10 protein-coding genes are annotated in these 13,478 nt (G+C 65.1%); 6 read left to right on the top strand and 4 right to left on the bottom strand.

Annotated elements, in window-relative coordinates:
• Positions 1–17: 17 nt before the first annotated feature.
• Positions 18–557 (bottom strand): META domain-containing protein, encoded by a 540-nt coding sequence (locus DWV00_RS22985; protein ID WP_115535924.1) that lies wholly within the window; start codon positions 555–557, stop codon positions 18–20.
• 221 nt (positions 558–778) lie between these two features.
• On the opposite strand from DWV00_RS22985, the gene purT reads away from it, so the two are divergent.
• Both purT and DWV00_RS22975 read left to right on the top strand, forming a co-directional pair.
• Complete coding sequence (gene purT / locus DWV00_RS22980) at positions 779–1,993, top strand: formate-dependent phosphoribosylglycinamide formyltransferase (RefSeq protein ID WP_115535923.1); 1,215 nt, start codon at positions 779–781, stop codon at positions 1,991–1,993.
• 293 nt (positions 1,994–2,286) lie between these two features.
• Entirely contained in the window at positions 2,287–3,741 is a 1,455-nt protein-coding gene (locus tag DWV00_RS22975) for a DEAD/DEAH box helicase (protein ID WP_115535922.1), read from the top strand.
• A gap of 97 nt (positions 3,742–3,838) precedes the next feature.
• Here the strand turns inward: DWV00_RS22975 and DWV00_RS22970 are convergent, their stop codons facing one another.
• A complete protein-coding gene (locus tag DWV00_RS22970) occupies positions 3,839–4,411 on the bottom strand; it encodes an Lrp/AsnC family transcriptional regulator (protein WP_115535921.1) in 573 nt (190 codons plus the stop codon).
• 194 nt (positions 4,412–4,605) lie between these two features.
• Here DWV00_RS22970 and DWV00_RS22965 point away from each other — a divergent pair, with 194 nt between their 5' ends.
• Positions 4,606–5,622 carry a 1-aminocyclopropane-1-carboxylate deaminase gene (locus DWV00_RS22965; protein ID WP_115536065.1) on the top strand — a complete coding sequence of 339 codons (1,017 nt, stop codon included), beginning with the start codon at positions 4,606–4,608 and terminating at the stop codon, positions 5,620–5,622.
• On the opposite strand, the gene gluQRS is transcribed toward DWV00_RS22965, so the two are convergent.
• Both gluQRS and DWV00_RS22955 read right to left on the bottom strand, forming a co-directional pair.
• Complete coding sequence (gene gluQRS / locus DWV00_RS22960) at positions 5,609–6,622, bottom strand: tRNA glutamyl-Q(34) synthetase GluQRS (RefSeq protein ID WP_245964996.1); 1,014 nt, start codon at positions 6,620–6,622, stop codon at positions 5,609–5,611. The two genes, DWV00_RS22965 and gluQRS, sit on opposite strands and share 14 nt — an antisense overlap.
• Positions 6,619–7,494, bottom strand: coding sequence for a sulfurtransferase (locus DWV00_RS22955; protein WP_245964995.1), 876 nt, complete (start codon positions 7,492–7,494; stop codon positions 6,619–6,621). Before DWV00_RS22955 ends, gluQRS begins: the two co-directional genes overlap by 4 nt.
• A gap of 204 nt (positions 7,495–7,698) precedes the next feature.
• Here DWV00_RS22955 and dnaE point away from each other — a divergent pair, with 204 nt between their 5' ends.
• The 3 genes from dnaE to DWV00_RS22940 are packed head-to-tail and all read left to right on the top strand — an operon-like array spanning position 7,699 to position 13,401.
• On the top strand, positions 7,699–11,247 hold the full coding sequence (gene dnaE, locus DWV00_RS22950; protein WP_425452817.1) for a DNA polymerase III subunit alpha: 3,549 nt from the start codon (positions 7,699–7,701) through the stop codon (positions 11,245–11,247).
• A 34-nt stretch (positions 11,248–11,281) separates the two neighbouring features.
• Complete coding sequence (locus DWV00_RS22945) at positions 11,282–12,415, top strand: glycosyltransferase family 4 protein (RefSeq protein ID WP_115535918.1); 1,134 nt, start codon at positions 11,282–11,284, stop codon at positions 12,413–12,415.
• Positions 12,412–13,401 (top strand): glycosyltransferase family 9 protein, encoded by a 990-nt coding sequence (locus tag DWV00_RS22940; protein ID WP_115535917.1) that lies wholly within the window; start codon positions 12,412–12,414, stop codon positions 13,399–13,401. The genes DWV00_RS22945 and DWV00_RS22940 overlap by 4 nt, the downstream gene beginning before the upstream one ends.
• Positions 13,402–13,478: the final 77 nt, after the last annotated feature.

The following is a 13,478-nucleotide window of genomic DNA, read 5'->3' as shown; positions in this document are numbered from 1 at the left end:
GGCGAGCGCCGTGCCGATCATCGGTCTTCGCGCGCGAAAGTCAGCGTGATGCCGTTCGACGCGATGATGCGCATCTGCTGCGGCGGCCGCATTTGCACGAGTGTCGACTCGATATGTGAGAGCACGTCGAGATAGGCGTGCTCGAGGTGCTCGGCATCTTGCCCGCAAGTTTTGCCCGTCGTCGCGAGCGGGCCGAGCGTCAACCCGCCGCTGTGAAGCATATAGGATCCCGAAAATTGATTGCAGCCCGCGAAGCCGCTCGCGCGGCGCTGGCCCGACGCGGTGTCGAGCTTGAGCGTCGGGGCGGCCGTTTCGGCCGGGGGGAGGGCGAACGCGCTCTTGCCGTCGCTCGTTTGCGCGCTGCGCAAAACCCAGCTCGTGCCGTCGAGCAATTGGACGGCGGCCGGATTGAGCGGGTTGCTGGGTCCCGCGGCGGAGTCGGGGTGCGTCGGCATCGCGCAGCCGGCGACGGCGAGCACGGCGGCGAGCGCGCCCACGCGCGAGAGCGAGCGCTTGCGCGACGCACCCCGTGTCGGCGCAATGAATGAGATCGGCATGGCCCCGAACCTTTTTTCAAAACTGGCGAAGGCGTAAGGGTAACGCACTCCTGTCGTCGCTAGCGAGCAAGGTACGCAAGGTCGGTATTGCGGCCGGCCGGCGGCGGCTTGCCCGGTGCGCCCGCAACCGCGCGAATCGCTCCGAATCGGCTGTCTCGCGCGTGTTATCGCGCGTGTTAACATCGGCTTCTTCCATTTCTTTCGCATATACGGGATTCGCCATGCAGATCGGTCAACGGATCGGCACGCCGCTTTCGCCCTCGGCCACGCGCGTCATGCTGCTCGGCGCGGGCGAGCTCGGCAAGGAAGTCATCGTCGCGCTGCAGCGGCTCGGGGTCGAAGTGATCGCGGTGGATCGCTATCCGAATGCGCCGGGCCATCAGGTCGCGCACCGTGCCCATACGATCGACATGACCGACGGCGCGGCGATCAAGGCGCTCGTGCGAGCCGAACGGCCGCATCTGATCGTGCCCGAAATCGAGGCGATCGCCACCGACGCCCTCGCCGAAATCGAAGCACAGCGTCTCGCCGAAGTCATCCCGACCGCCCGTGCGACGCAGTTGACGATGAATCGCGAAGGCATTCGACGCCTGGCCGCCGAAGAACTGGGCTTGCCCACTTCGCCGTACGCGTTCGCCGATTCGCTCGAGTCGTTCAGAGAGGCGATTGCGCGCATCGGTTATCCGTGCGTCGTCAAGCCCGTGATGTCGTCATCGGGCAAGGGGCAGTCCGTCGTGCGCGCGCCGGCCGACGTCGACGGCGCCTGGCAATACGCGACGGCCGGGGCGCGCGTGAACGTCGGCCGGGTCATCGTCGAAGGATTCGTCACCTTCGATTACGAGATCACGCTGCTGACGGTGCGCGCCGTCGATCCGGCGAGCGGCGAAGTGCGCACGTCGTTTTGCGAGCCGATCGGCCATCTGCAGGTCGACGGAGACTACGTGGAGTCGTGGCAGCCGCAGCCGATGTCCCCGGCTGCGCTCGCGCGCGCCAAGGAGATCGCGGAAAGCGTCACGGGCGCCCTCGGCGGCCGCGGCGTATTCGGTGTCGAGCTGTTCGTGCGCGGCGACGAAGTCTGGTTCTCGGAAGTCAGCCCGCGTCCGCACGATACGGGGCTCGTGACGCTGCGCTCGCAGCGCCTCTCCGAGTTCGAACTGCATGCACGCGCGATTTTGGGCCTGCCCGTCGATACGTCGCTGCTGGCGCCGGGCGCCTCGGCTGTCGTGTACGGTGGGCTCGAGGAAGCGGGCATCGCCTTCGAGGGCGTGCGCGAGGCGCTTGCGGTGCCCGGCACCGATTTGCGGCTGTTCGGCAAGCCCGAGAGCTTCAAGAAGCGGCGCATGGGGGTGGCCGTGGCGACCGGCGCGAACGTCGACGAAGCCCGCGAGCGGGCGGCGGCTGCCGCTGCCGCCGTACGGCCCGTGTCCACGCGCTGACGCTTTCCGGGCGCCCCAAGGGGCCCGATCAGGCGGTCTTTCGGGGCGGGCCCGGGGGCAGGCACGGCTCCTGCAACCTTGCGGTGCTACAATACCGGCCTTTCCGGCGGCATATCCGCCGGCTGGAGCCGGCCGCGCGCGAGAAGCGCGGTTCATAACGGGCGTCCTCGGCGCGAGCGCGCGAGACTTGCCGTGGCTCCGCCTTCACGTCGATCTCATCGAGCGGCCTGCTGCCGCCGCCGCGCGCTCGAACGACGCAGCGCCTTTGCGGCGCATTTTTAGCGAACGCCACAATGTCCGATCCCGCTGTCACGCCTACTACCGCGACTTTCGACCAGTTCGGTCTCGCCCCAGAAATACTTCGGGCCGTCACCGAGCAGGGTTACACCACGCCCACGCCGATCCAGGCGGAGGCGATTCCGGTCGTCCTGGCCGGCCGCGACGTCATGGGCGCCGCGCAAACCGGAACCGGCAAGACCGCGAGCTTCTCGCTGCCGATCATCCAGCGCCTGCTGCCGGCCGCGAACACGAGCGCCTCGCCGGCTCGCCATCCCGTGCGTGCGCTGATTCTCACGCCCACGCGCGAACTGGCCGACCAGGTCGCCGCGAACGTCCAGTCGTATGCGAAACACACGCCGCTGCGCAGCGCCGTCGTGTTCGGCGGCGTCGACATGAATCCGCAGTCGGCCGAGTTGCGGCGCGGCGTCGAAGTCTTGATCGCGACGCCGGGGCGCCTGCTCGATCACGTTCAGCAGAAAACGGCCAATCTCGGCCAGGTGCAGATCCTCGTGCTCGACGAGGCCGACCGCATGCTCGACATGGGCTTTTTGCCCGACTTGCAGCGGATCCTGAATCTGCTGCCGAAGGAGCGCCAGACGCTGCTGTTCTCGGCCACGTTCTCGGGCGAAATCAAAAAGCTGGCCTCCACCTATCTGCGCAACCCGCAGACGATCGAAGTGGCGCGCAGCAATTCCACGGCGACCAACGTCACGCAGCTCGTCTACGAGGTTGCCGAGGGCGACAAGACGGGCGCCGTCGTGCAATTGATACGCGAACGCGAATTGAAGCAAGTCATCGTGTTCTGCAACAGCAAGATCGGCGCGAGCCGGCTCGCTCGGCAGCTCGAGCGCGACGGCGTCGTGGCCTCGGCGATCCACGGCGATAAATCGCAAAACGAGCGGATGCAGGCGCTCGACGCATTCAAGCGCGGGGAAATCGAGGCACTCGTGGCGACCGACGTGGCCGCGCGCGGGCTCGACATCGCCGAGCTGCCCGCCGTCATCAACTTCGATCTGCCGTTCAACGCGGAAGACTACGTGCACCGCATCGGCCGCACCGGGCGAGCGGGGGCGTCGGGCGATGCGCTGTCGCTTTGCAGTCCTAACGAACGCAAGCAGTTGGCCGAGATCGAGAAACTGATCAAGAAGCCGCTGCAGGTGCAGCGGCTGGCGGTGGAAACCCCGGTGCGCCGCGGTCATGAAGAGCATCAGCATCATGGCCGCCGCGACCGCGACGAGCGCGCGGGCTCCGGGCGCCGTCGCCCGGGGGCGCACGAGCGCCCGGCCCATCGCGCCAATCACGCGCCGATCGACGATTTCTTCCTGAAGCCGTACGAGCCGTCGCCGTCGGCACGCAAGGAAGAGGAAACGAAGGCACCCGAAGCGCCGCAATCGAAAACGCCGAAGCAGCCGCTCGCCGCGCTGCTCGGCGGGTTCGGCATGCCGCGGCGCAATAGTTCGTCTTCCTAAGCAACGGCACGCGGCCGGCGGACAGGGTGCGGTCATCGCACCCTGCGCAACCGCTTCCCGCTCTCTCTCCTGCAAGGCACTCGCCTTCGTCCCCGCCTCATGCGATCGGAAATTCGGTCGTCGACAAAATCTCCTTGAGCACCATGAACGAGCGAACCTGCCGCACCCCTGGCAGGTAGAGCAATTGCTCGGCGTGCAGCCGATTGAAGCTGTCGCTGTCGCGGGTGCGCACGAGCATGAAGTAGTCGAATTCGCCCGTTACGACGTGGCACTCCATACATCCCGACACACTGCGCGCCGCCTGCTCGAACGCGGCGAACGCTTCCGGCGTCGATCGGTCGAGCACGATGCCGATGACGACGAGCATGCCGGCGCCGACCGCTTTCGGATCCAGCAACGCAACGACACCGCGAATCAATCCTAACGACTTGAGCCGCTCGACGCGCCGCAGACAGGCCGGCGCGCTGAGCTTGACCTTCTCGGCCAGCGCGACGTTCGAAACCGACGCATCGCGCTGCAGCTGCTTGAGAATCGCGCGATCGATGCGGTCGAGCTGCGCGACCGCTACGGGTTCGACGACGGGTGCCGCGGTGCGGACCGCGCGACGGCGGGTTCGCGGAGCGGGCTCGGTATCGCGACTCGAATCGCGACGCAATTTCGTTGCGCACATGATCGTGAAATAACCCGATTTATTAATCGATAGCGTGTGAGACCGGATCAAAAGTAGAGCAAGCAATAAAACTTCGCAAGCTCATTTCGTGGCGATTTGCCTATCATTTTTCCGTGTTCCATACACATGCCGCCAGTGCGACGGCCCCGCCGTCCATGCTCGCCGGCATTTCCTCGACCCAACCGGAGTTCTTGATGAACCTCAAGCGATTTCCCCGCTATCCGCTGACGTTCGGCCCCACCCCGATCCAGCCGCTCAAACGCTTGAGCGCGCATCTGGGCGGTAATGTCGAGCTGTATGCGAAGCGCGAGGACTGCAACAGCGGCCTCGCATTCGGCGGCAACAAGACGCGCAAGCTCGAATACCTCATTCCCGAGGCCCTTGCGCAGGGCGCCGACACGCTGGTCTCGATCGGCGGCATTCAATCGAATCAGACGCGGCAGGTCGCGGCTGTGGCAGCGCATCTGGGCATGAAGTGCGTGCTCGTGCAGGAGAACTGGGTCAACTATTCCGACGCCGTCTACGATCGTGTCGGCAACATCGAGTTGTCGCGTATTCTCGGCGCGGACGTGCGTCTCGTCCCCGACGGCTTCGACATCGGCATCCGCAAAAGCTGGGAAGATGCGCTCGACAGCGTGCGCGCGGCCGGCGGCAAGCCCTATGCGATTCCCGCGGGTTGCTCGGAGCATCCGTTGGGCGGGCTAGGCTTCGTTGGCTTCGCCGAGGAGGTGCGCGAGCAGGAGGCGGCGCTCGGATTCAAGTTCGACTACATCGTCGTCTGCTCGGTGACGGGCAGCACGCAAGCGGGGATGATCGTCGGCTTCGCGGCCGACGGGCGAGCCGAGCGCGTCATCGGTATCGATGCGTCGGCCAAGCCCGATGCCACGCGCGCGCAAATCACGCGTATCGCCGAGAACACCGCTGAACTCGTCGGACTCGGGCGTCCGATCAGTGCCGACGACGTCGTGCTCGACACGCGCTACGGCGGCCCCGAATACGGCTTGCCGAGCGAGGGCACGCTGGAGGCGATTCGGCTGTGCGCGCGCACGGAAGGGATGCTGACCGATCCCGTCTACGAGGGGAAGTCGATGCACGGCATGATCGACAAAGTGCGCCGCGGCGAATTCCCGCCGGGATCGCGCGTGCTTTACGCCCACTTGGGCGGTGCGCCCGCATTGAGCGCGTACAGCTTCATTTTCAGGGACGGTTGAGCGCGGCGAGCCGTTTCGCCCAGGCCGCGACGGCATCGGCGTAGAACGCGTCGAGCGATCGATAGGGCGGCGCGGCGCGCGCGCTGCCCGCGCGGCCATCGTTGGTGTTGGCGTTAGCGTCCGCATTCGCATCAGCCTCAGCATCGCGTTCCAGCGCGAGGCCCAGGTGCCGGGCCGCGGCAACGAGCGCGGGCAGCGGCTCGGCGGCGTCGAGTTCAAGCGCGCCCGTTTGCTTGCTGAGCTTTTCGCCGTGGGCATCGGCAACGACGGGTACGTGCAGATAGGACGGCGTCGGCACGTGCAGGCAGCGTTGCAGATAGATTTGACGCGCCGTCGAATCGAGCAGATCGGCGCCGCGCACGACGTGCGTGATGTTTTGCTCGGCATCGTCGACGACGACGGCAAGCTGATACGCCCACTGCCCATCGGCACGCTTGAGCACGAAATCGCCGACTTCGAGCGCGAGATCCTGCGTTTGCCGGCCCTGCCAGCGATCGCCGAACGTGATGACGGCGTCGGGGCCGTCGGGCACGCGCAGACGCCATGCGCGCGCGACTTTCCCGTTCAGGCCGTGCCGGCAGGTGCCGGGGTAGGCGAGCGTCGTATGGCGCGCATGAGCGCTCGCGAGCGAATCGGCGATTTCCTTGCGCGTGCAGCCGCACGGGTAGATGAGCCCGGCGCGCTGAAGGCGTTCAAACGCCTGCGCGTAGTGCGCCGTGCGCGTGTTTTGCCAGATGGGCGGCTCGTCGCTTTCCATGCCGAAGCGCGCGAGCGTGTCGAGAATCGCGCGATCGGCGCCCGGCACCGTGCGGGGGCCGTCGATGTCTTCAATTCGAACGAGCCAGACGCCGCCATGCGCGCGGGCGTCGAGGTAGCTCGCGAGTGCGCCGACGAGCGAGCCGGCATGCAGCCGGCCCGTCGGCGAGGGGGCGAAGCGGCCGCGGTAAACAGATTTGGGTGTCGCCGCGTGCGCCGCGCCGGAAGGATGAGCGTCGCTCACGCCGCGTGCGCCGCGTCCTCGCCCTGGGCCTTGTCCGGATGACACGCGGGGCACGTCTTGCCCGGCGTATAAAGCGGCGAGCTTTGATCTTCGGGCGTCACCACCGCGCGGCAGCCGAAGCATTGAACGGTCTCGGTCGGCTCGAGCTGCGGATTGAGCGACGTACGATAGTCGAACACGAAGCATTCGCCGCGATAGTGCGCGCCGCCGACTTCCTCGAAGTACTTGAGGATGCCGCCTTCGAGCTGGTAGACGTGATCGATGCCGACCTCTTTCATATGAATCGCGGCTTTCTCGCAGCGAATGCCGCCCGTGCAAAACGAGACGACGGTCTTGCCTTCGAACTCGCCGCGATTCGCTTCGATCACGTCCGGAAACTCGCTGAACTTCGTGATCCGGTAATCGACGGCATCCTCGAACGTGCCGACGTCGACCTCGAACGCGTTGCGCGTGTCGAGCATGACGACGGGGCGGCCTTCGTCGTCGTGGCCGCGATCGAGCCAGTGCTTGAGCGTGGCCGCATCGACCGACGGCGCGCGGCCCAGTTCGGGCTGGATCGCCGGCTTCTTCATCGTGATGATCTCGCGCTTGCGCTTGACGAGCATGCGGCGAAACGGTTGATTCTCCGAGAAGCTTTCCTTGAACTGCAGATCGGCGAATTTGCCTTCGAACAGCGGATCGCCGCGCAGATAGTCGACGAAATCGCGCGCGGCCTCGGGCGCGCCGGCGATGAACAGGTTGATGCCTTCGGGCGCGAGCAGGATGGTGCCGCGCAGGCCGAGCGCTTCGCACCGCTCGGTGAGCATTTCGCGCCAGGTGTCGATGGCGTCGATGGTGACGAAGCGGTAGGCGGCGAGATTGACGATACGCATGATGGTGGTGCAATGACGAGACGAACTGCCGCGGCAATTCGGGCGTGGCGGCGGCCCGAAAGAGGCGATCGGACCGGCGGGCCAAGACGGCTCCGGCGGTGCGCGAGCGGCGGCGAAACCGCTATTATCCCGCAAACTGCCGAAAGCTCGTCCTAGGCCATCCGGCACCCGGCCGAGGCCGAGCCCGGATGTACAATACGGCCCATGTCAGATCCCCGCTTCGTCCATCTCCGCGTCCACTCCGAATTCTCGATTGCCGACGGCATCGTGCGCCTTGACGATATCGTCAAGGCCGCCGCCGACGACGGCCAGGGTGCGCTCGCCATGACCGATCTCGCGAATGCGTTCGGTCTCGTTCGTTTCTACAAGGAAGCCCGCGGCAAAGGCGTGAAGCCGATCGCGGGCTGCGACGTCTGGGTCATGAACCCGGACGATCGCGACAAGCCTTCGCGCTTGCTGCTGCTCGTGAAAGACCGGCGCGGCTATTTGAATCTGTGCGAACTGCTGACCAAGGCGTGGCTCACGAATCAATACCGCGGGCGCGCCGAGATCGATTCGGCATGGCTCGATTCGCCGCTCAGCGAGGGCCTGATCGCGCTGTCGGGTGCGCAGCAGGGCGACATCGGGCTCGCGCTCGCGGCCGGCAACGAACAGGCGGCCAAGCGCCATGCCGAGCGTTGGGCCGCGCTTTTTCCGAACGCGTTCTATATCGAGTTGCAGCGCTTCGGCCAGCCCGGCGGCGAGTCGTACGTGCAGCAGGCCGTGGCGGTCGCATCGGCGTTGAAGCTGCCCGTCGTCGCGACGCATCCGATCCAGTTCATGTCCGAGGACGATTACACGGCGCACGAAGCGCGCGTGTGTATTTCCGAAGGCGACATTCTCGCGAACGCGCGGCGGCCGAAGCGCTTCACGGACGAGCAGCGCTTCGCGACGCAAGAAGAAATGGCTGCGCGGTTCGCCGATATTCCGTCGGCGATCGTCAATACCGTCGAAATTGCCAAGCGCTGCAATCTGACGCTCGAACTCGGCAAGCCGAAGCTGCCGCTGTTTCCGACGCCGGATGGCATGTCGCTTGACGACTACCTCGTGCAGTTGTCGAAAGAGGGCTTGGAAAAGCGTCTCGTCGAGCTGTATCCCGACGAGGCCGAGCGGGCTCGCGAGCACGAGAAGTATTACCAGCGGCTCGATTTCGAGTGCGGCACGATCGTCAAGATGGGCTTCCCCGGCTACTTTCTGATCGTGGCCGACTTCATCAACTGGGCCAAGAACAACGGCGTGCCCGTGGGGCCCGGCCGCGGTTCGGGCGCGGGCTCGCTGGTCGCCTACGCGCTCGGTATTACCGATCTCGACCCGCTGCGCTACAACCTGCTGTTCGAGCGTTTCCTGAACCCGGAACGCGTGTCGATGCCCGACTTCGACATCGACTTCTGCCAGGAAGGGCGGGACCGCGTCATCCAGTACGTGAAGGGCAAGTACGGCGCCGATGCGGTGTCGCAGATCGCGACCTTCGGCACGATGGCGGCGAAAGCGGCGGTGCGCGACATCGGCCGCGTGCTCGATCTCGGCTACAACTTCACCGATGGCGTGGCGAAGCTGATCCCGTTCAAGCCGGGCAAGCACGTGACGATCGCCGACGCGATGAAGGAAGAGCCGCTGCTGCAAGAGCGCAACGACAACGAAGACGAAGTGCGGCAGTTGCTCGAGCTCGCTCAGCGCGTCGAAGGCTTGACGCGCAACGTCGGCATGCACGCGGGCGGCGTGCTGATCGCACCGGGCAAGCTGACGGATTTCTGTCCGCTCTACGCGCAAGGCGACGACGGCGGGGTCGTGAGCCAGTACGACAAGGACGACGTGGAAGCGGTCGGCCTCGTGAAGTTCGACTTCTTGGGCTTGACGACGCTGACGATCCTCGATTGGGCCGAGCGCTACATTCGGCGGCTCGATCCGTCCAAGGCCGATTGGTCGCTCGCGCAAGTGCCGCTGGACGATACCGCGTCGTTCTCGATCCTCAAGAAAGCGAATACGGTCGCCGTGTTCCAGCTGGAAAGCCGGGGCATGCAAGGCATGCTCAAGGACGCGCAGCCCGACCGCTTCGAGGACATCATCGCGCTCGTGGCGCTCTACCGTCCGGGCCCGATGGATCTGATCCCGAGCTTCTGCGCGCGCAAGCACGGACGCGAGACGGTGGAGTATCCCGACCCGCGCGTCGAACCTGTTCTGAAAGAGACCTACGGCATCATGGTCTATCAGGAGCAGGTGATGCAGATGGCCCAAATCATCGGCGGCTACTCGCTCGGCGGCGCGGACTTGCTGCGCCGCGCGATGGGTAAGAAGAAGGCCGAGGAGATGGCCAAGCACCGCGAGATCTTCGCCGAGGGGGCGGCGAAGAACGGCCTGACGCGCGAGAAGTCCGACGAAATCTTCGACTTGATGGAGAAGTTCGCGGGCTACGGTTTCAACAAGTCGCACGCGGCCGCCTATGCGCTGCTCGCGTATTACACGGCCTGGCTCAAAGCGCATCACCCGGCTGAATTCATGGCGGCCAACATGAGCTTGGCCATGGACGACACCGACAAGGTCAAGATCCTCTACGAGGACTGCAAGACGAACGGCATGGCCGTGCTGCCGCCCGACATCAACCGCTCGGCTTATCGCTTCGAACCGGTGGCAGAGGCCGACGGCAAGCGTTCGCGCACGATCCGCTACGGTCTCGGCGCCGTGAAGGGCAGCGGTCAGAACGCGATCGAGGAAATCCTGCGCGCGCGTGAGGAGGGGGTGTTCACCGACCTGTTCGATTTCTGCGCGCGCATCGACCGGCGCGTCGTGAATCGGCGCACGATCGAGGCGCTGATCCGCGCCGGCGCGTTCGATTCGATTCACGCGAACCGCGCTCAGCTGATTGCTTCCGTGCCGCTGGCGATGGAAGCGGCCGATCAGGCGAGCGCGAACGCGATGCAGGCGGGCCTGTTCGACATGGGCGATGCGCCGTCGCGAGGGCACGAACTCGTCGACGAGCCGGCGTGGCACGAGAAGCGCAAGCTGCAGGAAGAGAAGACGGCGCTCGGGTTTTACCTGTCGGGGCATTTGTTCGATGCCTACAAAGACGAGGTGCGGCGCTTCGTGCGGATGAAGCTGGCCGATCTGAAGGAAGGGCGCGACAAGCTCGTCGCCGGCATCATTGCGTCGCTGCGCACGCAGATGACCCAGCGCGGCAAGATGCTGATCGCGCTCGTGGACGACGGCACGGGGCAATGCGAAGTGACGGTCTTCAACGAGCAATACGAGGCCAACAAAGCGTTGTTCAAGGAAGATGAGTTGCTCGTCGTGCAAGGGCAGGCGCGTAACGACGCGTTCACCGGTGGCATTCGTTTCACGGTCGAATCGGTGATGGATCTCGAACGCGCGCGCAGCCGCTATGCGCAGGCGGTGAAGATGCGGATGAACGGCAATGCCGACGCCGCTGTCCTTAAGCGAGTGCTCGAAGCGCACTGCGCGCGGGAGCAGCAGGCCTCGGAAGCGGTAGTGGCGGTTCAAGCGAGCGGGGGCCGCGGGGGAGTCCGCGGCGGGGGCGCGGATGCAGGCCGGCAGCGGCCGCCCGCACCCGTCGGACTGGCGGTGCAGATCGCCTATTGCACTGACCGGGCGCAAGGGGAAATCCGCCTCGGGGACACATGGCGAGTGCGGCCGAGCGATGATCTGCTGACGGTGCTTCGCAGCGAGTTCGCGGGGAGCGCTGTGGAAATTGTCTATTGACCAGCAGGTACTTGATGCGGAGCGGGCGCGCGGGATGAAGATCGGCATTTCAGCGAATGCGTTGAGCTACGGGGGGGGCCTCGAGCGATACGCGATGGATTTGGTGCGCGCGATGGCGGCGCAAGGCGTGAAACCGGCGTTTTTCGCCCGCGGTTTCGACGAGACGTTGCCTGAGTACCGGTTTGTCGAGCCGCGCCGGATCGCGGTATCGCTGTTGCCGGGAAAGCTCCGCGATCATTGGTTCTCTTGGCGCTTGCGACGCGCGCGACGGGTGGCGGAGGTCGATGTTCTCATCGGCTGTAACCGCGTCGATTCATCGGAGATCGCCATCTGCGGCGGCACGCATCTCGGATTTATGAGGGCGACGGGGCGCACGCCTAGGCGTTCCGATCGATGGCAGGTTGCACTGGAAAAGCGGCAGTATGCGCGCGCGGAGGTGGTTGTTGCCCATTCCGTGCAGATGCGCGACGAATTGCGTGAGTTGTATGACCTCGACGAGGCGAAGATTCGCGTCATGTTCCCGCCCGTGGATGCGGCGCGCTTCCAGCCTTGTGCTGCTGCGGAGCGAGCGCAGTTGCGCAAGCGGTTCGATTTTGCCGACGGCGAGATCGTGCTGCTTTTTCCGTCGAGCAGCCACGACCGCAAGGGGTTGCCCCTGATCGAAGCCGCCTTGCGCGGCGTCGACTTGCCCGTCGTCGTTGCGGTGGCTGGGCGCAAGGCCGTATCGGCCGATAAGCGCATCCGCTACATCGGCTACGTCAAGGACCTCGAACAGGCGTATAGCGCGGCCGATTTCACGATTCTTGCGTCGAAGTACGAGCCGTTCGGCTTGGTCGGCGTCGAATCCGCGATGTGCGGTACGCCCGTGATTCTTTCGAACAGCATTGGTTGCTGCGACGCGATTTCGGATCATGCGAAATTGATGTTCCGATCCGGCGATGTGGACGATTTGCGTGCGACGCTGCATCGCGCGGTCCAATCGTTTCGTTCCAAAACGAGCGCGCCGCCCGAACTTGCTCAAGACGCCTTGCGTTACGACGCGGCAGTTGCATCGCATGTCGCCCGTCTTCTCGAACTCGCCGCGACGGTTCGCGGCGGTCACGCGCGCCGTCCGTCCACCGAGGCGTTGGTTGCATCGAGTTGTGATGACTCGCCGTTGAACAGATGAAACGCATACTCGTCATTCGCATCGATTTCCTTGGCGATATGGTGTGCACCACGCCGCTTTTACGCGCGCTCAAGACAAAATGGCCGGCTGCGGAAATCCATGTGCTGGCCAACAAGGCAAATCGGGCGGTACTCGAGGGGAACCCCGACGTCAGCACCGTGCACTCGTATGTCTATAGCAAGCAGTTCGATCGGAACGTCCGTCCCGGAGCCCTCACCGCGATCGTCGATCGCCTTGCTTTGATTTGGCGGTTGCGGCGCTTGCGATTCGATATGCTGATCGTTCCGAACGGCGGCATGCATAAAAACAGCATGCAGTTTGCGCGGCAGCTGAAGGTGCGAGATTGCCGTTGGCATGACGAGGACAGCGAGTTCGACGACCGCAAGCCGGAACATGTCGCCAGCCGCCCGATCCGTCACGAAGCGCTTTCCGGCTTCCGATTGATGCCCGAGCTGCCCGACATCGACGCCGGCGCGCTCAAACCCCATGTGTATCCCGACGCCGGGTTGCGGACGAAATGGCATGCGGCATTGGGGGCGAGCACGAAGCCGCGAGTCGGATTGTTCGTATCGAACAAGGCCGAGCAGCGACGATGGCCTGAAGACAATTGGATTCGATTGGCGCATGCGCTGGGGGGGCGGGCCGATTTGGTGATATTCCGCGATCCGGCCGATCGTCTGATTTCGGACCGCGTGGCGGTCTCCTCCGCGCGCGTTATCGAGCCGCCGACGGTGCCGGATCTCATTGCGGCCATGAGCTTGCTCGACGTCGTCGTGTCTGCCGACAGCGCACCGGTCCATCTCGCGGCTGCATTGAATTTGCGGGCAGTCGCCTTCTTCGAGGATCGTCCGGAGAAATACTTGCGCTGGTACCCCCTGGGCATTCGGCATGTGCTATTGCGCGGCGGCGCTCGAGTGGACGCCGTTTCACCGGACGCGGCGGCGGCGGCGGTCAATCAACTGCTCGACGAGGCACCGGGAGCTTGACGGTCGGCCATTTGAGACCGGATATAATGGCGGCCTCGCGAATGCTCGAGCCGAGCCTGCTCGTACAAGCAGGTTGC

The sequence above is a fragment of the Trinickia dinghuensis genome, assembly GCF_003367175.1.
Taxonomy (GTDB): domain Bacteria; phylum Pseudomonadota; class Gammaproteobacteria; order Burkholderiales; family Burkholderiaceae; genus Trinickia; species Trinickia dinghuensis.
Note: the sequence above shows the minus strand (reverse complement) of the source record. Positions and strands in the feature narration are given on the sequence as shown.